Source organism: Acuticoccus kalidii (assembly GCF_021556395.1).
Classification (GTDB): Bacteria; Pseudomonadota; Alphaproteobacteria; order Rhizobiales; family Amorphaceae; genus Acuticoccus; species Acuticoccus kalidii.
In genome coordinates this window covers 118313-142912 of the sequence record NZ_JAKGCS010000007.1, presented here as the reverse complement: position 1 = coordinate 142912, position 24600 = coordinate 118313, and the positions used below count along the sequence as shown (strand labels likewise).

Genomic DNA, 24600 nt, shown 5'->3' with positions numbered 1-24600 from the left:
CGTGGTGGAAGAGGTTCGAGTGATGACCATGATCCTAACCGCAGCAAGCGTGACCGGCGTGACGGTCCTCGCGCTTCTCATGACCCAACGCCTCATGGCCGAGGCCGCGCGCCGCGAGCCGGTTCGCCGCCGGGTCGTCGCCCGCCGCCGGCCCTCACAGATGCGGGAGCGGTAGCGCCGTCGTCTCCTTCACGGTGGCGACCACGATACGAGACTGCACGTCGCTGACGAGATCGCCATTGAGAAGACGGTCGCGCAGGAAGGCGTCATATTCCTTGATGTCGGTCGTCACGACCTTGATGAGATAGTCGACCGCGCCGGTCACGCGCTCGCACGTCACGACTTCGGGCCAGCGGGCGACGAGGCGGTCGAACGCCTCCATATTGTCCCGGCTCGGCAGCGCAAGCTTGACGAAAGCGTAGGATGTGAAACCGAGGCCGACGGCCTCCCGGTCGACCGTCGCGACGATACTCGTGATGATCCCGGCGTCCTTCATCCGCTTGATGCGACGCCAGCAGGGGGTCTGACTGAGGCCGACCGAGGCGGCGATATCACCCACCGATTGTGATGCGTCGGTCTGCATGACAGCGAGAATGCGCAGATCCATCGCATCGAGGGAGAATTTTTCGTCCTGACCCGACATAGGCGAACCATTTTGCTCACATGAGCGATCCAGTGCCTCATTTAGCATGAAAAATCTACTCAAGATGGAACACTTTTAAAGGGAGACGATTACCGACCCAAGAGGGGCGATTCGATGACTCGCGACGTGAGCTTGAACGACAAGTACGAGCTGGACCGTGGCCGGGTTTATTTGACCGGGATCCAAGCGCTGCTGCGTATTGCGATCGATCAACGGCGAATGGACGACGCGGCCGGGCTCAAGACGGCGGCGTTCTTTTCCGGGTATCGCGGCTCCCCGCTCGGCGGTGTCGACCAGGAGCTGGTGCGCAATGAAAAGCGCCTCTTGCCGCTCGACATCCATTTTCGCGCCGGCGTCAACGAAGAGCTCGGCGCTCACGCCGTGTGGGGAACGCAAAAGATCTCCCTTCACGGCAAGGGCTCCGACTATGACGGGGTCGTCGGCATCTGGTACGGCAAGGCCCCCGGCGTCGACCGGGCAGGCGACGCGCTGAAGCAGGCGAACGCCTCCGGCACCGCCCGCCATGGCGGCGCGCTCGCCCTTTGCGGCGACGATCTCCTCGCGAAATCCTCGATCCTGCCGGCGCAATCGGAATTCGCGCTCCAGCATTTCGAGATGCCCTTCTTCAATCCCTGCGACCTGCAGGACGTGCTCGATTACGGCATCCACGGCATCCAGCTCTCCCGCTATGCGGGCAACTGGACCGGCATCATCTGCGTCGCCGATACGATGGACGCTTCGGGCCTCGTCGACGTCGATCCCGACCGGCTCACATTCGTGCGTCCCGAGGCGGACGATCCGCGCCGCGAGCACGAGATCAACCGGCCGCTCCTTCTCGGCAACCGCCTGGAGACCGAGCGGCTGATGCGCGAGCACCGGCTTCCCGCCGTCCAATCCTATGTGCGGGCGAACAATCTCGACCGCGTGACCTTCGGCAGCGAGCGCGGCCGCATCGGCTTCGTCGCGACGGGCAAGGTCTATCGCGACCTCCTCCAGGCCTTCGACCTCATGGGGATCGACGAGGAGCGGGCGCGCGCCCTCGGCATCGCCGTCTACAAGGTCGCCGTGCCCTGGCCGCTCGACCCCGTGGCGCTCACCCGCTTTGCGCGCGGGAAAGAGACGCTCGTCGTCATGGAGCACAAGCGGGCCTTCATGGAGCCGCAGATCAAAGATGCGCTCTATGGCCTTCCCGACGGATTGCGCCCCGCCATCTGGGGCAAGCACCGGCCGAACGGGGAGCATTTCCTGTCCGACGTGCTGGAGCTGCGCCCGCAGGACATCGTCCAGGCGCTGCTCGCCGTCATTCCGGGTGCGGAAGACGATCTCCAGATGCGCGGCACCGCGATGCAGCTCGTCGAGCGCGCCGCATGGGCGGCGGGCCATGCCGAAGGCGGCCAGCGCACCGCCTTCTTCTGTTCCGGCTGCCCGCATTCCACCTCGACCAAAGTGCCGGAGGGCGCCCGCGCGATGCCCGGAATCGGCTGCCACGCGATGACGGAGATCAACAACCGCACCACCGACGGCCAGGTCGCGATGGGCGGGGAGGGTGTGCCGTGGGTCGGCGAGTCGCTCTTCAGCCGCGACAAGCACATGTTCGTCAATATCGGTGACGGCACCTATTATCATTCCGGCATCCTCGCGATCCGTCAGGCGATCTCCGCGAAGGTGCCCGTCACCTACAAGATCCTCTTCAACGATGCAGTCGCGATGACCGGCGGTCAGCCGGTCGACGGGCCGCTCACGGTGCCCGCACTCACCCGTCAGCTCGAGGCGGAGGGGGTCGAGCGGATCGTCGTCCTCTCCGAGCGGCCGGAACTTTATGAAGGCCGGCGCGATATCGCCCGCGGCGTGCCCGTCCTCCACCGCGACGAGCTGTTGCCGATCGAGGAGGAGCTTGCGGCCTTTTCGGGCGTTTCGGCCATCATCTACGATCAGACCTGCGCGGCCGAAAAGCGCCGGCGCCGCAAGAAGGGGACTTACGAGGATCCGGCCCGCCGCCTCTTCATCAATGACAGGGTCTGCGAGGGGTGCGGCGACTGCTCGGTTCAGTCGAACTGTATCTCGGTCGAGCCGCTTCAGACGGCATTCGGCGAGAAGCGGACGATCAACCAATCCACCTGCAACAAGGATTATTCCTGCGTGAAGGGCTTTTGTCCGTCCTTCGCCTGGGTCGAAGGGGGCGGCCTTCGCAAGGTCGACACCGTGGCGCTCGACGTCGAAGGCCTCGCGAACGCGTTGCCTGCGCCCACGCTGCCGACCCTCACCGGGATGCACAATGTCCTCATCACCGGGATCGGTGGCTTCGGCGTCACGACCGTCGGCGCGGTGCTCGCGATGGCGGGCCATGTCGACGGCATTACCGTCTCGACGCTCGACATGACGGGCCTTGCCCAGAAGAACGGGCCGGTGACGAGCCATGTCCGCTTCGCCCCCGCCGATATGGCGATCGCCGGGCCGCGCATTCCCGCCGCCTCGCTCGACACCATCATCGCATCGGACATGCTGGTCGCCTGCAACGCCGATTCCTTGTCGATGCTATCGCCCGACCGCACCCTCGCCGTCGCCAACACCAAGGTGCAGCCGACGGCCGAGTTCGTGACCAAGCGCGTCCTCTCCTTCGACGAGATGCGCATGACGAAGACGCTGAAGGACGGGACGAAGGCCTTTGAGCCGGTCGACGCCGCCTTCGTCGCCGAGCAGCTCTTCGGCGATCAGATCTTCATGAACATGATGCTTGTCGGCGTCGCCTATCAGTCGGGTGGGCTGCCGATCTCGCAAGAAGCCATCATCGAGGCGATCACCCTCAACGGCGCGGCCGTGAAGCCGAATATCGCCGCCTTCCACGCCGGCCGCATCCTCGCGGCGAACCCGGAGGCGATCCTGTCTGCGGTCGGCAAGCGGGCGACGGTGGAGCCTGTGCCGCTCGAGGAGCGGATCGCCCACCTCGCGAAGGAGCTGACCGCCTATCAGGATGCCGCCTATGCCGAGCGCTTCACCGCGACGGTGGAGCGGCTGAAGGCGGCCGACGCCGCGCGCGGCCAGTCGAGCCTGCGCCTCACCTCGATGGCGGTCGAGAGCCTTTTCCGGGCGATGGCCTACAAGGACGAGTACGAGGTCGCGCGGCTTTATTCAGATCCCGCTTATTGGGACAAGCTGAAGGCCGAGTTCGACGATCCGAAATCGATCCGGCTGATGCTCGCCCCGCCGCTGATCTCGCGCACCGATCCGGCGACCGGCCGGCCCAAGAAACGCGCGTTCGGCCCGTGGGTGTTTCCGCTCTTGCGGGTGATGACGCGCTTCAAGGGCTTGCGCGGCACCCGCTTCGATCCGTTCGGCCGCAGCGCCGAGCGGCAGAGCGAGCGGGCGCTGATCGATCTCGTCTTCGCCGATATCGCGCGAGCGGAGGCCGAGCTCGGCCATGCGCCTTACGGTCTGTTGTGCGAACTCGTCCGCGTCACGCAGACGGTGCGCGGGTTCGGGCCGGTGAAAGAGGAGAACCGCCGCGCCGCCATGAAAAAGCGCGACGTGCTGATCAGCCAGCTCGAAGAGAGCCACGCGCTGCCGATGGCCGCCGAGTAGGCCGACCTGCGCCCCGACCTCACACAAAAAAGCCGCCCTCGGGCGGCTTTTTCTTTGGCGCGCACCCCGGCGGGGAAAAGTGCCTCAACGCCCGGCGGCGCCCCCCTTCACGACAGGGGCCGCGGCCTCGGCCGCCGCGATCCCGCCCGTCCCGTCGGAGACCGGACGCACGCGGCCGGCGATGCGGTTGAAGAAATTGCGCGTCGGCACCTCGATCCGCCGGTAGGTGACGCCGGCCAGATAGACGACGAGGAAGACGTAGAAGGCCGTGATCGCATTGTTCACCCACAGAGCATAAGGCCCGGCGGCGTCGATCACGGGGATCACTTGGCCGGGAACGGCGCCGATGATCTCGATGCTTGTGCGCCGCTCGATGCCGGTGCAGACGATGAGCATCAGGTAGATCACGAGCGAATGGATGAGATAGATCGAATAGGAGCGCTCGCCGATCGTCTGAAGCCAGCGGGCGCGCAGGAGACGCGACACGATCCCGTCCGTCGACACCGCAAAGACATAGATCACGACGCTGAAGACGAGCGGCGCGGCATAGCCCCATACGTTCGGCCCGGCCGCCCAGACATAAAGGAGCGCCGCCACCACCATGGCGATCTCCACCGCCGAGTTCGACCAGGCGTCCTGGCGCCGCCTGTAGATCGCGAAGGTGACGCAGCCGGCGGCGAAACCATAGACGCAGCGCACGAAGCCGAGGTCGATATTGGTGTCCATCGTCCCATCGGCGAAGGCGACGATCACGAGCCCCGCGACGGCGCCGAGCCCGCCCATTACCACGACGCCTTGTTTGCGGAAGGCGGCGAAGACCAGCGCGAACAGCACGCAGACCCAGAATTCGGCACTGATCGACCAGCTCGGAATATTCCAGCCGATGATCTCCGATAGCCCGAAGCCGTCGAGGAAGAGGAGCTGCTGGGCGAGAAGGTCGAGGCTGAAGGCGCCTGTGAAGGGGATCTTGGCCCCGGCCTCTCCCGGCGGCGGGGCGGGGGCGAGAAGAAGCAGCGCCTCGATGAGGACGAAGCCGAGGATGATCGAGGCGTGCAGCGGCCACAACCGGCCGAAGCGGCGCACGATGAAGGGCAGCATCGTCCGTGTGGTGATCGCCTGCGAGAACGCGAACGACATCACGAAGCCGGACAGGACGAAAAAGAAGTCCACGTAGAGATAGGCGTAGCGCAGAAGCGGACTGCCCTGGACGCTGTAGGCAACCGGCAAATGAAATAAGGCAACAGCGACAGCGAACAGCCCACGAAAGCTGTCGAGGGTCGTAAAACGATGTCCTCTCACAGGGAAATTTCTCCGACTCGACGAGGCTATCCGGCAACGCTGGAGGCAATCTCGAAGCCTGTATCGTACGGGTTTAGGAATTAAAAGGGGAAACCCTTTTTATGCCTCGGTGTGCCACGGGATCGACACATGGCTGGGTGATGAACCGAAGTCCTCGCCTATAATGAAGCTGAATATCCTCCGCGAGGGCGCCCGCATCGCCGGTCATCCGCAATGCGGACAACGAAAGATCACAAATCCGTCACGGCGGACTGTGCGAGGGCGTGGGCTACCGAACGCGCCGGATCGAGGCGGACCCGGAGGCGGACTATTCAAAGCGAGCGGTGTTGCGGCGCGAGGCGCTCTGTCGCGCGGGGATCGAACCCGGCTCAATCTTTCCCGTTCGCCGACACGTGGTCGTGCCGGCCGTCAGCCGTGTGAGGCGCCGTAGACGCTACGCCATGTCGGGAAGCGGTCGCCGTCGGCTGGGCTCGCCTCATAGACCGCGCGGGCGATCGCGCGGGCGAGCACCGTGGTCGCCGTCGCCGCCAGGGCGACCTGCTCGCGCGGATCGGCTGGACCCGCAACGCGCCCCGTGCTCGCCACGAACAACGTGTCCCCGTCGAGGATCGTGTGGGAGGGGAAGATCGACAGCGCGAAGCCGTCATGGCCGGTGATTGCGAGGCGCTTTGCCTCTGCGCGGGTGAGGCGCGCGTCGGTGACGATCGCCGCGATCACGGTGTTCGAGCCCTGCGCCGCCCCGTGCTTGGTGCGGATGGTCGCAAAATCCGCCTCCGGCGCGGTGCCGAGGCCACCGAACTCGCCGCCCACCTCGAAGGGGGCGGCACGGAACCACGGCCCGTTCGCCGCCGTCACCGATCCGACGGCGTTGACGATCGCGACCGCGCCGACCGTCGCCGCGCCGACGCGCGCCGAGGCCGAGCCGAAGCCGCCTTTGAACCCCGCCGTCATCGCGTTGGTGCCGGCGCCGACGGTGCCGAGGCGCCGGTCGTCCGGGCCGTCGAGCGCGGCGGCGGTTGCCGCCATGCCGAGGGCGCGATAATCGGGCCGCGGGCCGTTGAGGTCGAAGATGATGGCGCCCGGAACGATCGGCACCCGATGGCCCCGCACGGCAAAGCCGCGTCCGCGCTCGGCGAGGGCGAGTTGCACCCCGTCCGCCGCGGCGAGCCCGAAGGCCGAGCCGCCCGACAGGCAGATCGCGTCGACTGGCGCGCCGAGCGCCTCGGGGGCGAGGGCGTCGGTCTCCCGCGTGCCGGGCGCACCGCCATGGATCGCGCAGGAGGCGACGGCCGGCTCGTCCATCACGATGACGCTCACCCCGGACGGCGCGCGGTCATCGCTTGCATGTCCGACCTTGAGGCCGGGAACGTCCAGAATATGGCTCACGGCTGTGCGCTGATCTCGAGATTGAGGAGGGTCGGCAGGGTTTGCGGGCCCATCATCACCGCGCCCATGAGCTGGGCGATCGAAATCGGCTGCGGCGGCGCGGCGCTGACGCGCAGCGTGCCGGGATCGTCAAGGAAGGTTCGGGCGGCCGACTGCACCATTTCAGTGAAGCGGGGCGCGTTGATGATCGCGAGCGCGTCGGGGATCGTCGCGACGAGGCTTTGCGTCACCGCTTCGACGGGCGCGTCGTTGGCGGCGGCCAATTGTTCGAGAAGGCGCGGGGTGAGGCCCGCGTCGGTATAGGTGAGGGCGAGGTTGGAGATCGTCACCGATTGGAGGAGCTGCAGCATCCGCGGCAGATCCTCCATGCTCACCTGTAGGGCGGCGACGGTCGAGGCGGTCAGCCCGTCGATGTCGCCGGTGAGCGTCAGCGCGCCGAGATCCTCCATCGCGACGCGCACGTCCCGCACGACGGCGTTGCCGGTCGCCGCTTCCCAGCGGCCGGAGGCGGCAAGGTCGATCGCGACCGTGTCGTAGCCGAGCGCGCGCATCTGGCTCGCCGCGGGCTCTTCCCAGAGCGAGACGTCAAAGCCGAGCCCCTCGATCGCGACACGGCCCGCGGCGGCGGTCTCGAGATCGCGCTCTTCGATTTCGACCATCATTTTGTCGATCGTCACGAGGTCGCCGCGATCGGCCCGGGCGCTGACATCGTCGACGGTGACCCGCTCGAACGTGCCGAAAAGGCTCGTCAGCCCTTCGCCGGTCGCCTCGCTGATCGGGTAGCGCGCCCCCTCGATCATGACGCGGCCGACGGTGGAGGGCGGGGTGCCGTTCTCCCCCTCGACGCGCGTTCCTTCATAGACGATCGTATCGGCGATGAGCTCGTTGTCGGCATTGACGACGCCGTTCACGATCTCGGCGCGCGATATCGTCATCTCCGCGCCGCTGTCGATGCCCGTGCCGGTGATCGTCTCGATCGCGGTCGTGTCGCCCGAGCGATTGACCGAGGCGACGGTGACGTCGCGATAGCCGCTGCGTTCGAGCGTGTTGAGGAGCGCATCGGCGACGATGGAGCCGGTCGGCTCGAAAGCGGCGGCGGGCGAGGCGGCGAAGGCGAGAAGAGCGAGGCAAACCAAGCGCATAGATGTACTCCTGGCGGCGATGGCGGTCGCCGGAACGGGAACGTCGCGCGAGCTTAACGATCCAGCCATACAAAAGCACCCTTGCTGCGTCGGTGCGAATGCGGGAACAGGCCCTGTCCCCATTCGATTCGGCGAGCGGGGGCGAATGAAGACAGACGAAGGGAGCCGGCCTTGAATTCACGATCTCTCGCGGTGGTTCTGGCGGCGGGGCAGGGGACGCGGATGCGTTCGGCGCTGCCCAAAGTGATGCACCCGGTTGGCGGTCTGCCGATGATCGCGCACGTCCTGAAGGCGGTCGACGCTGCCGGGATCGGCCGCACCGCGCTCGTTATCGGCACGGGCGCGACCTGGCCCGGCGACGTCGCCGGCAAAGCGAGCCTTCACGTCCAGGATCATCCGCGCGGCACGGCCCACGCCGTCCTGTCGGCCAAGGATGCGTTCGCGGACGACATCGAGGCCGTCGTCGTCCTCTTCGGTGACAATCCGCTGGTGGCCGCGGCGACGATCGACCGCGTTCTCGCCCGTGTCCATGGCGGCGCCGACATCGCCGTCCTCGCCTTCGAGACCGAAACGCCGACGGGCTATGGCCGCGTCCTCCTCGACGACAATGGCCATGTCGCCGCGATCCGCGAGGAAAAAGACGCCAGCGCGGACGAACGCGCCGTCACGCTGTGCAATTCGGGCATCATGGCGATCCGGGCGGGCGAACCTCTCGACGCGCTGGCGGCGATCGATTCCGACAATGCCAAGGGCGAGTTCTACCTCACCGATCTCGTCGCGATCGGCCATGCGCGCGGCTATAATATCGTCTGGGAGATGGCGGACTTCGAGGAGGTCATGGGCGTCAACGACCGCGCCCAGCTCGCCCTCGCCGAAGCCGCCTTCCAGCGCCGGGCCCGTCAGAAGGCGCTCGAAACGGCGACGCTGCTTGCCCCGGACACCGTCTATTTCAGCCACGACACCGTGATCGGGACGGACGTTTTGATCGAGCAGAATGTCGTCTTCGGTCCTGGCGTCGCGGTGGACGATGGGGCGATCATCCGCGCCTTCTGCCATATCGAGGGGGCGGTGATCTCGCCGGGCGCCACGGTCGGCCCGTTCGCGCGGCTGCGGCCCGGAACGGCGATCGGCCCGAAGGCGCGGATCGGCAATTTCGTCGAGGTGAAGAACGCCGTTCTCGGGCCGGAGGCGAAGGTCAATCACCTCTCTTATGTCGGCGACGCCAATATCGGCGCATCGGCCAATCTCGGGGCCGGAACGATCACCTGCAACTATGATGGCAAAACCAAATTCCGAACCGAGATCGGGGATGGTGCGTTCATTGGTTCAAATAGTGCGCTCGTCGCCCCGGTAGCGATCGGCGATCGCGCTTATATCGGCACCGGCAGCGTGATCACCGACGACGTGCCGGCCGATGCCCTCGCGATTGCGCGGGGCCGGCAGGTGAACAAGCCGGATCGCTCGCCAGCGAGGCCGGCGGCCGCGACCGACACGATGGAGGGAGCGACCCACGATGAAGCAGACCCTGGAGCGCCTTCTGACGCGGGTGTTCGCGACACACGCGCATGACCGCGCGCCCGAGAGCATGACGGCCTTCGAGCGACGGGAGGCCGCGCACGCGACGCAGCCCTCCGGCACCCATCTCGAAACGGAGCTCGCCGAGGACAGCGATTTCGCCCGCGAGGAAGCCGTCTACGCGATGGAGAAACGCCAGCCGCAGACCTCCGAACTCGTCGACGACAGCCTCGTCGCCGCCGACGAGGCGATCGAAGCGAACGCCCATGACGGCGCGCACCAGCGCTCCGAGCCGGTCGACGATACCGAACTCGCCCAGGAGGAGATCGCCTTCGCGAATCACCACGAGCCGCCCCGTTCGGAACTTGTCGACGGCAGCGAGGAGGCGCGCATCGCCGCCCAGCGGGTCAACGAACCCGCACCCAAGCGCCAATCGGACCCCGATTCCTGACGCCCTTGTCTGTGGAGGGCCGGCCGCGGCGGGGCCGGGAAAATGTAACTCCATGTGAAAGAAGAGCGCCCCATGATGCGCTAGAGCTGTCCGGGCCGATCCGGCGGGCAGCCGGCGATCGTGGGGATGCGTGCGCCTCGGCACCGGCCGACGGTGCCGTTGTGTTTTGTTCCCACGCATGTTGAACGACGTTCGCTGACCCGGGTCGGCAAGAGTTGCGGGCGTGAGAAAGGCAAGGGGCGGCTATGTGTGGGATCGTCGGAATCATCGGGCAGCGAGATGCGGCGCCCTTGTTGCTCGACGCCCTGAAGCGCCTCGAATATCGCGGCTATGATTCGGCCGGCCTTGCCACTGTGGACGCGCAAGGCGCGATGAGCCGCCGCCGCAGCGCCGGCAAATTGCGCAATCTCGAGCGCCGCGTGGAGACCGAACCGCTCGTCGGCGGGACGGGGATCGGCCACACCCGCTGGGCGACCCACGGCGCGCCGAACGAGGCAAACGCGCACCCCCATGTCGCGGCTCCGGTCGCCGTCGTCCACAATGGCATCATCGAGAATTTTCGGGCGCTTCGCGACCGTCTCGCGAAATCCGGTGCGACGCTCACCTCCGAGACCGATTCGGAGACGATCGCCCACCTGATGGCCCAGCGGCTCGCCGCCGGCGAGGACGTGAAAACCGCGCTCCTCGGGACGATCGGCGCGCTCGAAGGGGCCTATGCGCTCGCCTTCGCCTTCGAGGGCCAGCCGCAGCTTCTCGCCGCCGCGCGCTCCGGCAGCCCGCTCGCCATCGGCTTCGGCGACGATGGGGTGATGATCGGCTCCGACGCGATCGCGCTCGCCCCGTTCTGCGACAAGATCATCTATCTCGACGACGGCGACGTTGCGATCCTCACCCCGACCAGGGTCGACATTTTCGACCAATCCGGCACCCCGGTGGAGCGTCCCGCCGTCGCCGTTCCGGTCCAGATCTCCCTCGCCGAGAAGGGCAATTATCGCCACTTCATGGCCAAGGAGATCCACGAGCAGCCGGAGGTGATCGCCCGCACGATCGGCCATTATCTCGATATCGGCGCGGCGACGATGCGGAGCGATGCGGTCCCGATCGATTTCGCCGACTATCGCCGCGTCTCGCTGACGGCGTGCGGCACGGCCTATTATTCCGGTCTCGTCGCCCGCCATTGGTTCGAGCACCTGGCGCGCCTTCCGGTCGACCTCGACGTCGCCTCGGAGTTCCGCTACCGCGCACAAAATTTCCCGCGGGACGAATTGTCGATGTTCGTCTCCCAGTCGGGCGAAACCGCCGACACGCTCGCGAGCCTGCGCGCCTGCCGCGCCGCTGGGCAGACGATCGCGACGATCGTCAACGTGCCGACTTCCACCATGGCGCGCGAGACGGACATCATGCTGCCGACGCTCGCCGGCCCGGAGATCGGTGTCGCGTCCACGAAGGCCTTCACCTGCCAGCTCGCGACACTTGCCGCCGTCGCCATCAAGGCCGGCCTCGACAGGGGGACGCTCGACGAAGCGAGCGCTCGCGAGAAGATCGAAGCGCTGATCGAAGCCCCGCGCCTCGTCGCCGATGCGCTCCATGTCGAGCCGCAGATCGAGCGGATCGCCAAGATCGTCGCCCCGGCGCGCTCGGCGCTCTTCATCGGTCGCGGCCCCGCCTACGGGATCGCGCTCGAGGGGGCGCTGAAGCTGAAGGAACTGTCTTATATCCACGCCGAGGGCTATGCCGCCGGCGAACTGAAACACGGGCCGATCGCGCTGGTGGACGATAGCGTCCCCGTCGTCGTCGTCGCGCCCTATGACGATCTCTTCGCCAAGACGGTTTCGAACATGGAAGAGGTTGCCGCGCGCGGCGCGCGCATCATCTTGATCACCGATGCGCGCGGTGCGGACGCGGCGGGCGAGGCGGCGGAGGAAACCCTCGTCATGCCGGACGCGCCGTCTTTCATCCACCCCTTGGTGATGACGGTCCCGCTCCAGCTCCTCGCCTATCATGCGGCGATCACCAACGGGACGGACGTGGATCAGCCGCGGAACCTCGCGAAATCCGTCACCGTCGAATGAATCGCTTCAACACGTAACGGAGGCCCCGCGGACAGGGCCTCCAGGGATGGTGCGAGCGTATGGAAGAAGACAGATTCGACGGACGGATCGGCCGCAGGCGCGGATTGTTGAACCGCCTTCGCAATTATCTTCTCACCGGCATCATCGTCGCCGCGCCCCTCACCATCACGGTCTATCTCACCGCCTCGATGGTCAATTGGGTCGACAGTCGGGTGAAGCCGTGGATCCCGGCGCGGTGGAACCCGGACAGCTACCTGCCGTTTCCGTTGCCCGGAATCGGCGTGGTGCTCGCGGTCATCTTCCTCGTCCTGCTCGGCTTCTTCACCGCGAACATCTTCGGCCGCACGATCATCGCGATCGGCGAATCGATCCTCAACCGAATGCCGCTCATTCGGAATATCTACGCCGCGTTGAAGCAGATCTTCGAGACGGCGCTCTCGGAGCGAAGCCGCACCTTTCGCACCGCCGGTCTCGTCGAATACCCCCGGCGCGGCCTGTGGGCGATCGTGTTCATCGCGACGGAGGCCAAAGGCGAGATCAGCCACCGCCTCTCGCACGAGGACGAAGACGACGCGATTTCCGTCTTCCTGCCGACGACGCCCAACCCGACGTCCGGCTTCCTCCTCTTCGTGCCGCGCAAGGAGGTGCTTCTCCTCGACATGTCGGTCGAGGATGCGGCGAAGCTGGTGATTTCGGCGGGTCTCATCACGCCGGTCTGGCCGGCGCGTCAGCGGGCGAAGGCCGTGCGCTCGGCGAGCGGGCGGCCTGGCGACGATGCGGGGCGGGTGGTGAGTGTCGAGGTTCCGGTTCGCGGCCGCCTCGTCGACGAGCCGCCGGAGGAGTGGGAAACCGACCGGCCGGAGCCGGCCGACCCGCGCTGAGCGGCGCCTCGCGGCGATTATCCCCGAATATCGTCGCAGCGGCGCACGAGGATCAGCGCGTCGTGGCCGGTGCGCACCTGCTGCTGGCAAGCATCGCCGTCGGGCAGCGGCCGGCGCCGCTCGGGAAAGCCGGGAAGGCCCTCGATCTTGCGGACCGACGGGCTGTCATTGCCGCCCTCGCCGCCGCCTGAGCCGCCATTGTCGCCACGGGCGAGGGCCGTTCCGGCCGAGGCTGCGCAAAAGGCGAGGACGACGGCGCTCAGAATGATCTTGGACATTTCGCTCTCCTGTTGTTTTGGCCTGCGCGGTGCGCGGATCTGCCAATCTCTGGCCCGCTTGCGCCGTCGCCGGCTTGCTTGGAGAACGCGCCGTTGTAGGAGTTATTCCGATACTGCCGTTCCGAATTGAAAGTTCTGAGATGTCCGACCTTGGTGCGAACGATCCTCGCGGCTCGTTCCAGGCGATGATCCTGGCGCTGCAGAATTTCTGGGCCGCGCGCGGCTGCGCGATCCTGCAGCCTTACGACATGGAGGTCGGCGCCGGCACGTTCCACCCGGCGACCACGCTGCGCGCGCTCGGCCCGCGTCCCTGGCGGGCGGCCTATGTTCAGCCCTCGCGCCGCCCGGCCGACGGGCGCTATGGCGAAAACCCGAACCGCCTGCAGCATTATTACCAGTTCCAGGTGATCTTGAAGCCGAACCCGCCCGACCTCCAGTCGCTCTATCTCGCGAGCCTCGAGGCGATCGGCGTCGACCTTTCGGTCCACGATGTCCGCTTCGTCGAGGATGATTGGGAAAGCCCGACGCTCGGCGCCTGGGGGCTCGGCTGGGAATGCTGGTGCGACGGGATGGAGGTCTCGCAGTTCACCTATTTCCAACAGGTCTGCGGGATCGACTGCCGGCCGGTCTCGGGCGAGCTCACCTATGGCCTCGAGCGCCTCGCGATGTACGTGCAGGGCGTCGAGAATGTCTATGATCTCGTTTACGTCCCCGAGACGGCGGCGGGGCCGTCGGTGCGCTATGGTGAGGTATTTCTTCAGGCCGAACAGGAATATTCGGCTCACAATTTCGAGCACGCCGACACCGAGATGCTGCTGCGCCATTTCCGCGACGCGGAGGCCGAATGCCACGCGCTCCTCGCCGCCGGCGCGCCCGAAAGCGACGGGGGGCGTCACCGCCAGGTGCTGCCGGCCTATGACCAGACGATCAAGGCCTCGCACATCTTCAACCTTCTCGATGCGCGCGGGGTCATCTCGGTGACGGAGCGGCAGGGCTATATCGGCCGCGTGCGCGCGCTCGCGAAGGCCTGCGGCGAGGCCTATCTCCAGACCGCCGGCGGCGGCTACGAGGAAGCGGCCTGAGTCGCAAAAAAGAAGGACGGGCTGCGGAAATCCGCATGCCCGTCCTCAGTGGCGCGCGCACCCGGAACCTGCAGCCGCGCGCAAAACCCAGAAGAGATCGATGGACGGCGAGGGCGCCCGCCTCTTCGGATTTCACGACGATAACGGGCGGCGATAAGAAAAATTCCCTTCAATTTTGCCGCCCCGCATCACGGCAACGACGCGTTAAGGAGCACGTGCTTTAAAGGTCGAGCCCTAACGGATCTCGTTGATGCCCACGCGCCACAGACGTCGTTCCCGCTTCGCTTTCTTGCTGTTGCCGCTCCTCTTTTGTGCGATCGCCTTCTATTTCGGATGGCAGAGCACGCGGGGCGAATTCAGCCAGCTTTCGCGCGAGAACCTGAAGGCCGAGCGCCACACGCGGCAGGTCGAGCTCGTGACGCTCGTCGCCCAGCGCAGACATCTCGAAGAGAAGGTGAAGCGGTTGCGCACCGACGCGCTCGACGCCGATCTGCTCGACGAGCGGGCGCGCGCCAAGCTCAATATGGCCCATCCCAACGAGCTCGTGATCATGCACGCCCCGCTCGCCGAGGGCACGCAGACGCTTGCGGCGCACAATCGCTGAGACGCCCCCGTCAGCGCCCGAAACGGGCCGCTTCACGCGCCGCCATTGAGGCGAATGCGCGCGACACCCACATGAATTGCAATGCGTACGCTGGACGTTTACGCGTTTGGCAATTGGAATTGGGTCGGGACGAACGCCTCCCGAAGCATGAAGCGGATTGACGGTTGACCACGGAAAGGCCAGCTTGGCGGCCCCTGCGCAGGGCGTTGTCGTCTGCGACATTGTGGCTGCGAAAACGCATCCCATGGCGCGCATCCGGCGTTGCATCCACGCAGGGGAACGCACCATCAAGGGCTCACGGGAGCGCTGAGCGGCCGGCGTGTGCATGCCAGCCATCACCGACCGCGAGTGCTCTTACCTTTTCTACGGCCCAGTCACGCGATAGGTTGCGTGAAACAGACCACGGGACAGAAGCGATGATCGAGGAAAGCGCCGTTGTCGAAACAGACGAAAAAGTCGACGTGAAGACGCCGGTCGATAAGAGCTTCTCGGCCGACGACTATCGCAGCGCTTACGAAGAGATGCTGCTGATTCGCCGTTTTGAAGAGAAGGCCGGCCAGCTCTACGGCATGGGCCTGATCGGGGGGTTCTGTCACCTTTATATCGGCCAGGAAGCCGTCGTCGTCGGCGCGCAGATGGCGATGAAGGATGGCGACCAGGTCATCACCGGCTATCGCGACCATGGCCACATGCTCGCCACCGGCATGGATCCCAAAGGGGTCATGGCGGAGCTCACAGGCCGCGCCTCTGGTTATTCCAAGGGCAAAGGCGGCTCGATGCACATGTTCTCCGTCGAGAAGAATTTTTATGGCGGCCACGGCATCGTCGGCGCCCAGGTCTCGCTCGGAACCGGCATCGCCTTCGCGAATCGCTATCGCGAGAATGGTGCCGTCGCGCTCACTTATTTCGGTGACGGCGCGGCCAACCAGGGCCAGGTCTATGAGAGCTTCAATATGGCGAAGCTCTGGTCGCTTCCGGTCGTCTATGTGATCGAGAACAACAAATACGGCATGGGAACGAGCGTCGAGCGGGCCTCCTCGACCACGAACCTGTCCCAGCGCGGCCGCTCCTTCGAGATCCCGGGCGAGCAGGTCGACGGCATGGAAGTCGAGAAGGTGCACGCCGCGGTGAGCAAGGCCCTCGCGCACGCCCGCTCCGGCAAAGGCCCCTACATCCTCGAGATGCTGACCTATCGCTATCGCGGCCACTCGATGTCCGACCCGGCGAAATACCGTTCGCGCGACGAGGTGAACGAGTACCGCGAGAAGCACGACCCGATCGAGCACGTGCGCGAGATCCTTCTCAAGAAGCACAAGATGTCGGAAGACGACATCAAGACGATCGACAAGCGGGTGCGCGAGGAGGTCAACGCGTCGGCCGAATTCGCCCAGGCCGAGCCCGAGCCCGCGCCCGAAGAACTGTGGACGGACGTGGTGCGCTGACGGCGCGTTGAGCCTCGATCGCGGGGCGCTGCAGCGCCCTTTTGAGACCGGCGGGACGATCCGCAATCTGAAACGTCGGGGCCGTTGCCCCAAGGGAGCCCGAACGACCCAATGCCCACTGAAATCCTGATGCCTGCTCTGTCCCCGACCATGGAAGAGGGCAAACTCGCCAAGTGGCTGAAGGCCGTGGGCGATGACGTATCCGCTGGTGACGTGATCGCCGAAATCGAGACCGATAAAGCGACCATGGAGGTCGAGGCCGTCGACGAAGGCAAGCTCGGCAAGATCCTCGTCGAGGAAGGAACCGAGGGCGTCGCCGTCAACACCCCGATCGCCGTGCTGCTCGCCGAGGGCGAGAGCGAAAGCGATATCGGTGCCGCGGCCGAAAAACCGGCCGCCAAAAAGGCCGAGGCCGCCGAAAAACCCGCCGCCGGCGGTGGCGACATCCCCAAACCGACCGGCAGCCTCGATGCCGATGCCGCCCGTCCCCCGGCGGCGCCGCGCTCCGGCCCCGGACCGGCCGAAATGCCGGACGATCAGCCCGACGAGCCGGACGTGCCGGAAGGCACCGAGATGAAGCAGATCACGGTGCGCGAAGCGCTCCGCGACGCGATGGCCGAGGAGATGCGCAAAGACGGCGACGTCTTCCTGATGGGCGAGGAAGTCGCCGAATATCAGGGCGCCTACAAAGTCTCCCAGGGCCTTCTCGACGAGTTCGGCGCCAAACGGGTGATCGACACCCCGATCACCGAGCATGGCTTTACCGGCGTCGGCGTCGGCGCGGGCTTTGCGGGGCTGAAGCCGATCGTCGAGTTCATGACGTTCAACTTCGCCATGCAGGCGATCGACCAGATCATCAACTCCGCCGCGAAGACGCACTATATGTCGGGCGGCTTTATCAAGTGCTCGATCGTCTTCCGCGGTCCCAACGGCGCGGCCGCCCGCGTCGCGGCACAGCACAGCCAGGACTTTGCGGCCTGGTACGCGCACGTGCCCGGCCACCGCGTGATCCAGCCTTATTCGGCGATGGACGCGAAGGGCCTCCTCAAGGCCGCGATCCGCGATCCGAACCCCGTCATCTTCCTCGAGAACGAAATCCTCTACGGCCACTCCTTCGATGTGCCCGTCGATGACGATTTCGTGCTGCCGATCGGCAAGGCGAAGGTCGAGAAGAAGGGCAAGGACGTGACGATCGTCTCCTTCGGCATCGGCATGACCTACGCGATGAAGGCGGCCGAGGAGCTTGCCGGCATGGGCATCGACGCCGAGGTGATCAACCTGCGCACGATCCGCCCGCTCGACATCGAGACGGTGATCAAGTCGGTCCGCAAGACCAACCGTTGCGTCACGGTCGAAGAGGCGTTCCCGACCTGCTCGATCTCCTCCGAAATCGGCTATCAGCTGATGGAGAAGGCGTTCGACTTCCTCGACGCTCCGGTCCTGCGCGTCACCGGCAAGGACGTTCCGATGCCCTATGCCGCGAACCTCGAAAAGCTCGCTCTGCCGAATGTCGGCGAGGTGATCGACGCGGTGAAGGCCGTCACCTACACGGCCTGAGCCGGTCAACTCTCGGCGGCGCGTCCGCCGAAATGCCTCGCGAAAACCCGCCCGTTCACCCGAACGCGGCGGGTTTTTCATGCCATCGGTGCCGCGGCCGGGCCTTGTGCCCCTCAATGAAGAGGCGGCGTTTCGGCGAATGAGAGATTTTCGGGCCCGTACAATGCGGCGCTGCGACATCACCCGGTTGGTGCAAGCGCGCCGCGATAATCCGCCCTTCCGATGGCCGGCACGGATTGACCCGTCGGGAGAGGGCGCTTCCGGTTTTCCATGCTGAACCATGTCCGCCGCGTTGCCGCCCGCTCCGGCAGGCGCGCCGCCTGTCCTCGCGCCTCCATACAATGGCGGCTGCGCGCGAATGAGCCTACGGCCCGGGCGGCGATCGCCCGAGCTCAAGCCGGAGCCGCTCCGTTGAACGACCCGCATCGGAGCGCGCATGACGCCGACGGACGCGCTCACGGCGCGCCGAGGCGCAGCCGGCGGGGGATGACGTCGCTCGGATCTTGCCGCGGCGGCCGGCCGGACGCACTCTGACGGCGGCCACGATTGGCCCGAGGGGGAAGGCATGCGCGGGGCGTCTCTCGCCTACACCTATTTCGAGAGCCCGATCGGCGCGCTCCTTCTCGCCGGCGAAACGGACGCGCTCCAGGTTCTCGGATTTCCGAGCGGATCACGCGCGATGGAGCCCGCTCCGACCTGGATCCGCGACGATCGCGTGTTTCGCGACGTGCGGGACCAGCTCGCCGCCTATTTCACCGGTGAACTGCGCGCCTTCGACATCGCGATTGACCCGCGCGGCACGCCCTTTCAACAGCACGTGTGGCACCTTCTCGCCACGATCCCTTACGGCGAGACGCGCTCATATGGCGACCTTGCGCTGACGCTGGGCGCTTCGGGGGCGAGCCGGGCGGTTGGCGCTGCGAATGGGGCCAATCCGCTGCCGATCATTCTGCCGTGCCACCGTGTCATCGGCTCCACGGGAAAGCTCACCGGCTTCGGCGGCGGCATCGCGACGAAGCGCTACCTTTTGGACCTCGAAGCGCGCGTCGCCGGTCACACGACGCTGACGCTCCTCTGAAGCCGAGATTGCGCCGTCCGCGGCCGAGATGCGGTCATCGCGAAGGCGAACAGGCACGCCCAACTTTGGAGTTCTGACGCGGGCCGCCGATCGCGGCGCTGATGCGGAGCGGCCATCGTGAGACGATGACCGTCAATGAGCCGTCGCGTGACCGGCAGCGCACCGAATACGGCGAGCTCGACGCCCCCGGCCATATCGCCGTGCGAACGATGCCGAACATCCGTCATTGAGTGCCCACGCTTTTCCGTAAACCGTCCCGCAAACCTTTCGGTGCGACATCGCGGCGAGCCGTGCCCACTGTCGCCGGAGCTTTACGTCGACCTATCCCCCCGCGGGCTCATATCCCTCGATCGAGACACCGCTCGATCCGGCGGGGGGTGTGAAGCGCGCCATTGCGGCTTTCGCGGCGGCGGAGCGTGAGGAGGTCGGCGCTCACCTTCGGCTCCTCGCGCTGCGGCGGTGGCGCGGGGGCGGGTCGTGTTGCGGCGGGGGCGACATCGTCGGTCGGCCGGATGGTGCGGCCTTCGTTTCGGCCATAAAGGACGTAATGGACGAAGGGCGGGATACCGGCATCGGCGACGTCGGGATTGATCGCGAGATAGCCCTTGCTCGAGAACCAGGGGGCCGGGTCGAGACCTTGGCGCCACCCGATCTGCAGATAGTGCTCGACCGGCGATGCGGTGGGGTCCGCTGCGCCACCGCATTGCCAGATAATATCGCTCGTCGAAGAGCGGCTCGATCGCGGCGCGCCATTCCGCCAACGCGTTCGCGGCGCCGGGAGGAAGATCCGGTGCGTCGCTCGGTTCGGCGATGGTCGGCGGATGGCCGTCCGGCTCCGGCAACGTTTTTGCCGTATCGGAGTCCGCGGCGTCGCGGCGGGAATGCGGGCTCGGATCGGCACGGTCTTCAGATTGTGAGCCGGCCTCCCATTCCCCCGAGGCATGTGGCACGGCGCGCCTCGGTGCGGTTTCAGTGCGGGGCTCGTCGCGACCAGATCGACCGGCACGGCCGGAAGCCGGTGCGGCTTCGGCAGGCTCGCTGTCCTGCGGCGGGGGCGCGGGCGGATCGGTCGTCGCGCCGGCCCAGGGCTCGACGACCTCCAAGTTCATCTGCGTCGATGGTCGCTCCGGCCGGCCTATCGATCGGAGAGAACGGGGCGGCGAGGCGGACCTATCCGAAATGAGAGTGAACCCGCGCGATTGGGGCGCGGGGTGAGCATCATCCGGCCCGGCACCGGCAGCGCGCGCGGTGTCCGGTTCGGCCTCGGTCCAGCGGTTCGCAATCGCGGGCATCGCGTCACGGTTCGGACGGGTCGGGGCGGTGCGGACGTGTTGAACCGTCTCCGTGGAGGCGGTCGGCGCGAAGCGGCCCGCCATCTTGAGAGCGGCTTGGCGGACGATGTGCAATCTGTTGCTCATGCGGCCTTTCCTCGGCTCGATCGCATCTGCCCTCGGCCCAAGCGTGCGCCGGGCGAGGGCCGATGCCTTCGCTTTGCCGGGCTCGCCCACCGCACCCGATGGCACGAAAGACCAACCCGCCGCGCCCAACGGCCCGACGGCGCGCAGGAGCACGGTGTGCCATGCCATCACGCCCGCCCAACCGAACGCGGCCATGATGGAATGGAAAAGACGCCCCCGACGAGCCCGCCACCCACCGTGAAACACCATCGGCCTGTGGCGAAGCTTGCCGCCTCCGCGATGGTCCGCCGCGGTCGGTATGTCGGGGCGCATCAACTGACGCCGTCCGCGAACTGGCGCGACGGCTCATCGGCAAGGCCCGCGAGCAGCGCCCCGATGGCGCGACGCTCCGTCACCGTCGGGGGATGCGACAGGGTGCGGGCGGCCGCACGCCCCGTCATTTCGATCCGCCCCCCATCGGCGCCGAGCCCGAGGAGCGCGGCAACCGCCGCCCCATGATCGCGCTCGATGATGATCTGTGTTTCGGCCCCGTCCGGGAGGGACCGGACAGCCGGGCCGTCGGGAATCATCAATGCAGCCCCGGCGGCCATCGCTTCGAGGGACGGGCGATGGATCCACTCTCCATCGCCAGGCCACGCGAGAAAAATATCGACCGCGGCGAAACGCATTGCGCGCGTTTCCGCGTCAGCATTTGCCGAAATGACGACGGGATCGGCGTGCAACCCTCGCCGAATCGCCTCATCGAGTATCGCCGCGGGGGCCTCGCCGTCGGAGGCGGCGATCGCGATCTTGCGTTTCGATCCGTCGCGCGGGTCGCGCGGCACGCGGACGTGGTGCGCGGCCTGCAGTTCGCTTTCGATGCAGACGAGACGGTCGATCGCCTCCACGTGCGGGCTCACCGCGTCGAAGAGCGCCCGAGAGGGCGCGATGCGCGTGATCGGCTTTGCCAGAAGGCGGTAGCCATAGCCGTGGTCTGTTTGGGCGGAAAAGCGGGCGGTGGAGAGCACCTGCACGAAGCGCGGCTGGGTTCGGCCATAATGGGCGACGGCGGCGCGGTGGACAGCCGGTTCGGCGAACATGACGACGTCGTGCCGCCCGGGTTCGATATCGGCGAGCCGCGCGACGTCGCCGGGCTCGGGATTGAAAACGGCGAGGTCGCCCGCCATGCCGGCGGCGCCACGCGCGGCGCTTTTGGGGCCCATACCCTTCGGGGCGTTGGCGAGCGCCCCGTCCTCGAGGGCGACGCGCTGCGCCTCGATCCCGCACGCTTCGGCATGACGGGCATAGGTGAGAAGCAGTGTCTGGACCGACCAGGTGTCGGCCTTGCTGAGGACGGTGATCACCCTCATGCGGCCAGTCCTTCGAAGACGGGTGCGGTGCGGAAGGCGGCGAGGCGCCCCGCGGCGGCCTCGACCTCGCGGTCATAGCCGCCCGCGATCGCGCGTTCGGCGAAGGCGGCGACATGGCGCGGCTCGATCGGCCCTTCGATGCACATTCCAGGAAAGACGTCGAAGAATTCGTCGAGCGCGGTGCCGGCTTGATGGAGGACCGGGACGCGCGCGGCGATCGCCTGGAGGATCCGGGTCGAGGTCGCATAGGTCCGCTCGTCGCTGAGCGGCGCCCAATCGATATAGCCGGCGGCGCGGCTGAGGAGTTCTTGATAATTGTGGTGGGAGATATTCCAGAGCGGCGTGACGTTCGGCGCGAGGAACAGCTCCGAATAGGCGGCCGCATGGGCCTCGTTCGGCTTCGGCGGCTCGGCGATCATGATGGCCGGAACGTCGCGCCGTGCGGTGAGGTAGGCGGCCATCGCCTCGAAAAGCGGGGCGCTTTGCGTCCAGCGTTGGGGCTTGCCGCCGAAGATCAGTGTGTCGCCCGCCGTGCGCGCCATCGTCGGCGGTTCCGGCGCGAGGGGGCACAGAGCGGTATCGGCGCCCTGAAGATCGTCGGCGAAGAGGCGCTCCGAGCGGGCGCCGTTCACGAGGACGCGGCGCGCACAGGCGATCATCCGGCGGTGCTGGTCGTGATGGGTTTGTAGCGCTGCATCGGCGGCCCCGCCGGCCGCGAGCTCTTTCGCGCGCGGGGCGAGGATATCGTAGACGACGGTGTGGCGGGCCGCGGCGAAGGCCGCCTCCTCGGCGAATTCGGCCTGGGTGAAGACGAACGTCGCCGGCGCGAGGCGCTCGGCATAGGTGGTGAAGGCGGAGGCGGGGATGACGGTCGTGTCCTCCCGGCTCGATGCGAGGACGGCAAAGCCGCGCTCCTGACGCAGGAGATTGAAGCGGCTCAGGAAAATCAGAAAACGCACCTCGTCATAGACCGCGCGGGCAAGGTGGGCGAGCTGCTCGGCCCGCAGGCTCGGCGCGCGCACGCCCCAGCCGAAATGGGCGGGCGTCATATTGGCGACGATGACACAAAGGCTCACACCACGAACTCCCCATAAAGACAGCCAAGGCTCGCCTCGCCGACGTCCCCGAGGGTGACGAGGTCGTGAAGATGGAAGGGTTCGCGCCGCATCTCGGCGAGGTCGGCGAGCAAATGGTCGATCGGACGCCCGCGGGCGAGGGCGAACGGCATCACCACGATCGTCGACTGGGGAAGGGGGCGATCGGCAAGATCGCCCATATGCTCCGGATCGACGAGGAGAAGGGTCGGCGCGAGGCCCGCGAACGGCCCCTCGTCGACGCGGACCGCCGACATCGGGCCGATGAAGATCGGGGCAAAGGCGGCGACGGGGCCGACCGGCGCCCAGAAATGCTGGACGCGGGGAAGCGGGATCGCGGCCACACGGCGGGCGATCTCGCCGAACTCGACCTTGGCGACTTCGGCGAAGGGGGCAAGGCTCGCGGGTATGGCGCGCATCGCCCCATCCGCCATGATCCAGTCATCCGGGCCCGCAACGTGGCTGTCGCCGATCATCGATTGGAGGCGATCCCCCCGCGGCGGACCGTCCACGAAGACGGCGTCGGCCGGCGTCAGGACGACGGTGCGATGGTGGAGAAGGACGAGGAAGTGCGGCCGGTCCCGATCGGACAGGACGAAGAGGGTCGGCGTCGCGGCGATCAGCGGGTAGATCTGGTCGCTCAACGTGCGCAGGTCCTGGACGATCAGCCCGTCGACGCCGGGGCGATAGAGATCGCACTCCGCATCGGTCCATTCGATGGCGCTGCGCGCATGGGTGAGGCCGCGAACGGGGCGGCTTTGCTGATGAAAGCCGAGAATGCGCCGGGTGAAGCGATACGGCCTCGCACGGTGTTCGGCCGGCAGATCCATCAGGAGGCTCCCGCAAGGCCCGGCCCTACCGCCAGGCTGTGCCGGGCTGCGAGGAGACGCTGCCAGATCCGGTCGGCCGTCCGCCGCGTTTCGGCGGTGAGGCGGATTTCGCGATCGAGGCGCGAGGAGAAGAGGTCAGGCTCGAAGGTTTCGGCAACGGGACGATCGGCGAGGGGGGCACCGAACCGCTCCGCAAGGGCGCCGCCGATCGACGTTTCGGGGTCGAGCGACGACATATCGACGATGTGGACGGCGTCCGGATTGCTGCGCACGAGGCGCAAAAGGGGGAGCATGTGGCTCATCCAGGAGCGGGCGATCCGCTCCTCGTCCGCGGCGAGGCGCATATGGATGTGGGCGTTGTGGCGCTCACTCGTGCGGACCGATTCGAGGGCGCGGCGCACCATCGAATCGATGCACGCCGAATAGTGCCTGAGACAGATCAAAAAGCGTGGGCGCGACAGGACGGTCCGCCACAAATCGACGAAGAGGCAGGCCCGCGGATCCTTGAAACCCCAAACCGCATGCGCAGCGTCGCGTTCGGCGACGGCAGCGACCACGTGATTGTGGACCGCAGGGGTGATCACCGGCACGATCGGTTCGGCGGCGAGCCAACGCTCTCCATTCTCCCGCAAGATGCGTTCGTGGATATTCATAAAGACGCGGTCTTCGAAATGGCCGCGTGGGTTGGACGATTTGCTGCCGAGGAGATCGTGCCCGACGAACAGCCCGCAGTGCGCGAGGTGCTGCGTCGCGGCCGAAGTTCCGCTGCGATGATACCCGAGTATGACGATTTGCATCCGCATGCTCCACGCGCCGGAAGCACAACTTAAACGAGCCCGGCGGCGCTCGTACACGCTATTTTGTGCAAACGCACGACCTTCGTCGCGATTATGTTGGCTC

The 24600-nt window shown here is 66.7% G+C and carries 20 protein-coding genes; 11 read left to right on the top strand and 9 right to left on the bottom strand.

Features of this window, described 5'->3' with window-relative positions:
* Nucleotides 1-22 precede the first annotated feature (22 nt).
* Nucleotides 23-175: a hypothetical protein gene (locus tag L1787_RS04225; protein WP_235707287.1), complete on the top strand. Its 153-nt coding sequence runs from the start codon at nucleotides 23-25 to the stop codon at nucleotides 173-175.
* Here L1787_RS04225 and L1787_RS04220 read toward each other — a convergent pair.
* Entirely contained in the window at nucleotides 155-643 is a 489-nt protein-coding gene (locus tag L1787_RS04220; RefSeq protein ID WP_235707286.1) for an Lrp/AsnC family transcriptional regulator, read from the bottom strand. The two genes, L1787_RS04225 and L1787_RS04220, sit on opposite strands and share 21 nt — an antisense overlap.
* Nucleotides 644-757: 114 nt before the next feature.
* On the opposite strand from L1787_RS04220, the gene L1787_RS04215 reads away from it, so the two are divergent.
* Entirely contained in the window at nucleotides 758-4222 is a 3465-nt protein-coding gene (locus L1787_RS04215) for an indolepyruvate ferredoxin oxidoreductase family protein (protein ID WP_235707285.1), read from the top strand.
* Nucleotides 4223-4306: 84 nt separating this feature from the next.
* Here L1787_RS04215 and L1787_RS04210 read toward each other — a convergent pair whose 3' ends face one another.
* The 3 genes from L1787_RS04210 to L1787_RS04200 form a co-directional block, all read right to left on the bottom strand.
* Nucleotides 4307-5521, bottom strand: coding sequence for an acyltransferase family protein (locus L1787_RS04210; protein ID WP_369415055.1), 1215 nt, complete (start codon nucleotides 5519-5521; stop codon nucleotides 4307-4309).
* Between the two features lie 408 nt (nucleotides 5522-5929).
* Nucleotides 5930-6907 (bottom strand): P1 family peptidase, encoded by a 978-nt coding sequence (locus L1787_RS04205; protein ID WP_235707283.1) that lies wholly within the window; start codon nucleotides 6905-6907, stop codon nucleotides 5930-5932.
* Nucleotides 6904-8049, bottom strand: coding sequence for an aq_1923 C-terminal domain (locus L1787_RS04200; RefSeq protein WP_235707282.1), 1146 nt, complete (start codon nucleotides 8047-8049; stop codon nucleotides 6904-6906). Before L1787_RS04200 ends, L1787_RS04205 begins: the two co-directional genes overlap by 4 nt.
* 171 nt (nucleotides 8050-8220) lie before the next feature.
* Here L1787_RS04200 and glmU point away from each other — a divergent pair, with 171 nt between their 5' ends.
* The 4 genes from glmU (at nucleotide 8221) to L1787_RS04180 (ending at nucleotide 12968) form a co-directional block, all read left to right on the top strand.
* Entirely contained in the window at nucleotides 8221-9618 is a 1398-nt protein-coding gene (gene glmU, locus L1787_RS04195) for a bifunctional UDP-N-acetylglucosamine diphosphorylase/glucosamine-1-phosphate N-acetyltransferase GlmU (RefSeq protein ID WP_235707281.1), read from the top strand.
* Nucleotides 9563-10015, top strand: coding sequence for a hypothetical protein (locus L1787_RS04190; RefSeq protein ID WP_235707280.1), 453 nt, complete (start codon nucleotides 9563-9565; stop codon nucleotides 10013-10015). Before glmU ends, L1787_RS04190 begins: the two co-directional genes overlap by 56 nt.
* A 245-nt stretch (nucleotides 10016-10260) precedes the next feature.
* The gene (gene glmS, locus L1787_RS04185) at nucleotides 10261-12087 is read left to right on the top strand and encodes a glutamine--fructose-6-phosphate transaminase (isomerizing) (RefSeq protein ID WP_235707279.1); all 1827 of its coding nucleotides are present in this window, start codon (nucleotides 10261-10263) and stop codon (nucleotides 12085-12087) included.
* Between the two features lie 59 nt (nucleotides 12088-12146).
* A complete protein-coding gene (locus L1787_RS04180; protein WP_235707278.1) occupies nucleotides 12147-12968 on the top strand; it encodes a DUF502 domain-containing protein in 822 nt (273 codons plus the stop codon).
* Nucleotides 12969-12985: 17 nt separating this feature from the next.
* Here the strand turns inward: L1787_RS04180 and L1787_RS04175 are convergent, their stop codons facing one another.
* The gene (locus L1787_RS04175; RefSeq protein ID WP_235707277.1) at nucleotides 12986-13246 is read right to left on the bottom strand and encodes a hypothetical protein; all 261 of its coding nucleotides are present in this window, start codon (nucleotides 13244-13246) and stop codon (nucleotides 12986-12988) included.
* Between the two features lie 140 nt (nucleotides 13247-13386).
* Here L1787_RS04175 and L1787_RS04170 point away from each other — a divergent pair, with 140 nt between their 5' ends.
* The 5 genes from L1787_RS04170 (at nucleotide 13387) to L1787_RS04150 (ending at nucleotide 19009) form a co-directional block, all read left to right on the top strand.
* Nucleotides 13387-14328 (top strand): glycine--tRNA ligase subunit alpha, encoded by a 942-nt coding sequence (locus L1787_RS04170; RefSeq protein ID WP_235707276.1) that lies wholly within the window; start codon nucleotides 13387-13389, stop codon nucleotides 14326-14328.
* A 250-nt stretch (nucleotides 14329-14578) separates the two neighbouring features.
* On the top strand, nucleotides 14579-14932 hold the full coding sequence (locus L1787_RS04165) for an FtsB family cell division protein (RefSeq protein WP_235707275.1): 354 nt from the start codon (nucleotides 14579-14581) through the stop codon (nucleotides 14930-14932).
* Nucleotides 14933-15348: 416 nt separating this feature from the next.
* Nucleotides 15349-16374, top strand: coding sequence for a pyruvate dehydrogenase (acetyl-transferring) E1 component subunit alpha (gene pdhA, locus L1787_RS04160; protein ID WP_255720234.1), 1026 nt, complete (start codon nucleotides 15349-15351; stop codon nucleotides 16372-16374).
* A 111-nt stretch (nucleotides 16375-16485) separates the two neighbouring features.
* The gene (locus L1787_RS04155; RefSeq protein ID WP_235707274.1) at nucleotides 16486-17931 is read left to right on the top strand and encodes a pyruvate dehydrogenase complex E1 component subunit beta; all 1446 of its coding nucleotides are present in this window, start codon (nucleotides 16486-16488) and stop codon (nucleotides 17929-17931) included.
* A gap of 565 nt (nucleotides 17932-18496) precedes the next feature.
* Nucleotides 18497-19009 carry a methylated-DNA--[protein]-cysteine S-methyltransferase gene (locus L1787_RS04150; protein ID WP_235707273.1) on the top strand — a complete coding sequence of 171 codons (513 nt, stop codon included), beginning with the start codon at nucleotides 18497-18499 and terminating at the stop codon, nucleotides 19007-19009.
* A 1729-nt stretch (nucleotides 19010-20738) separates the two neighbouring features.
* Here the strand turns inward: L1787_RS04150 and L1787_RS04145 are convergent.
* The 4 genes from L1787_RS04145 to L1787_RS04130 are packed head-to-tail and all read right to left on the bottom strand — an operon-like array spanning nucleotide 20739 to nucleotide 24497.
* Nucleotides 20739-21776 (bottom strand): glycosyltransferase family protein, encoded by a 1038-nt coding sequence (locus tag L1787_RS04145; RefSeq protein WP_235707272.1) that lies wholly within the window; start codon nucleotides 21774-21776, stop codon nucleotides 20739-20741.
* Nucleotides 21773-22852 (bottom strand): hypothetical protein, encoded by a 1080-nt coding sequence (locus tag L1787_RS04140; protein WP_235707271.1) that lies wholly within the window; start codon nucleotides 22850-22852, stop codon nucleotides 21773-21775. Before L1787_RS04140 ends, L1787_RS04145 begins: the two co-directional genes overlap by 4 nt.
* Nucleotides 22849-23700, bottom strand: coding sequence for a hypothetical protein (locus tag L1787_RS04135; protein WP_235707270.1), 852 nt, complete (start codon nucleotides 23698-23700; stop codon nucleotides 22849-22851). Before L1787_RS04135 ends, L1787_RS04140 begins: the two co-directional genes overlap by 4 nt.
* Nucleotides 23700-24497: a sulfotransferase family protein gene (locus tag L1787_RS04130; RefSeq protein ID WP_235707269.1), complete on the bottom strand. Its 798-nt coding sequence runs from the start codon at nucleotides 24495-24497 to the stop codon at nucleotides 23700-23702. The genes L1787_RS04135 and L1787_RS04130 overlap by 1 nt, the downstream gene beginning before the upstream one ends.
* Nucleotides 24498-24600: the final 103 nt, after the last annotated feature.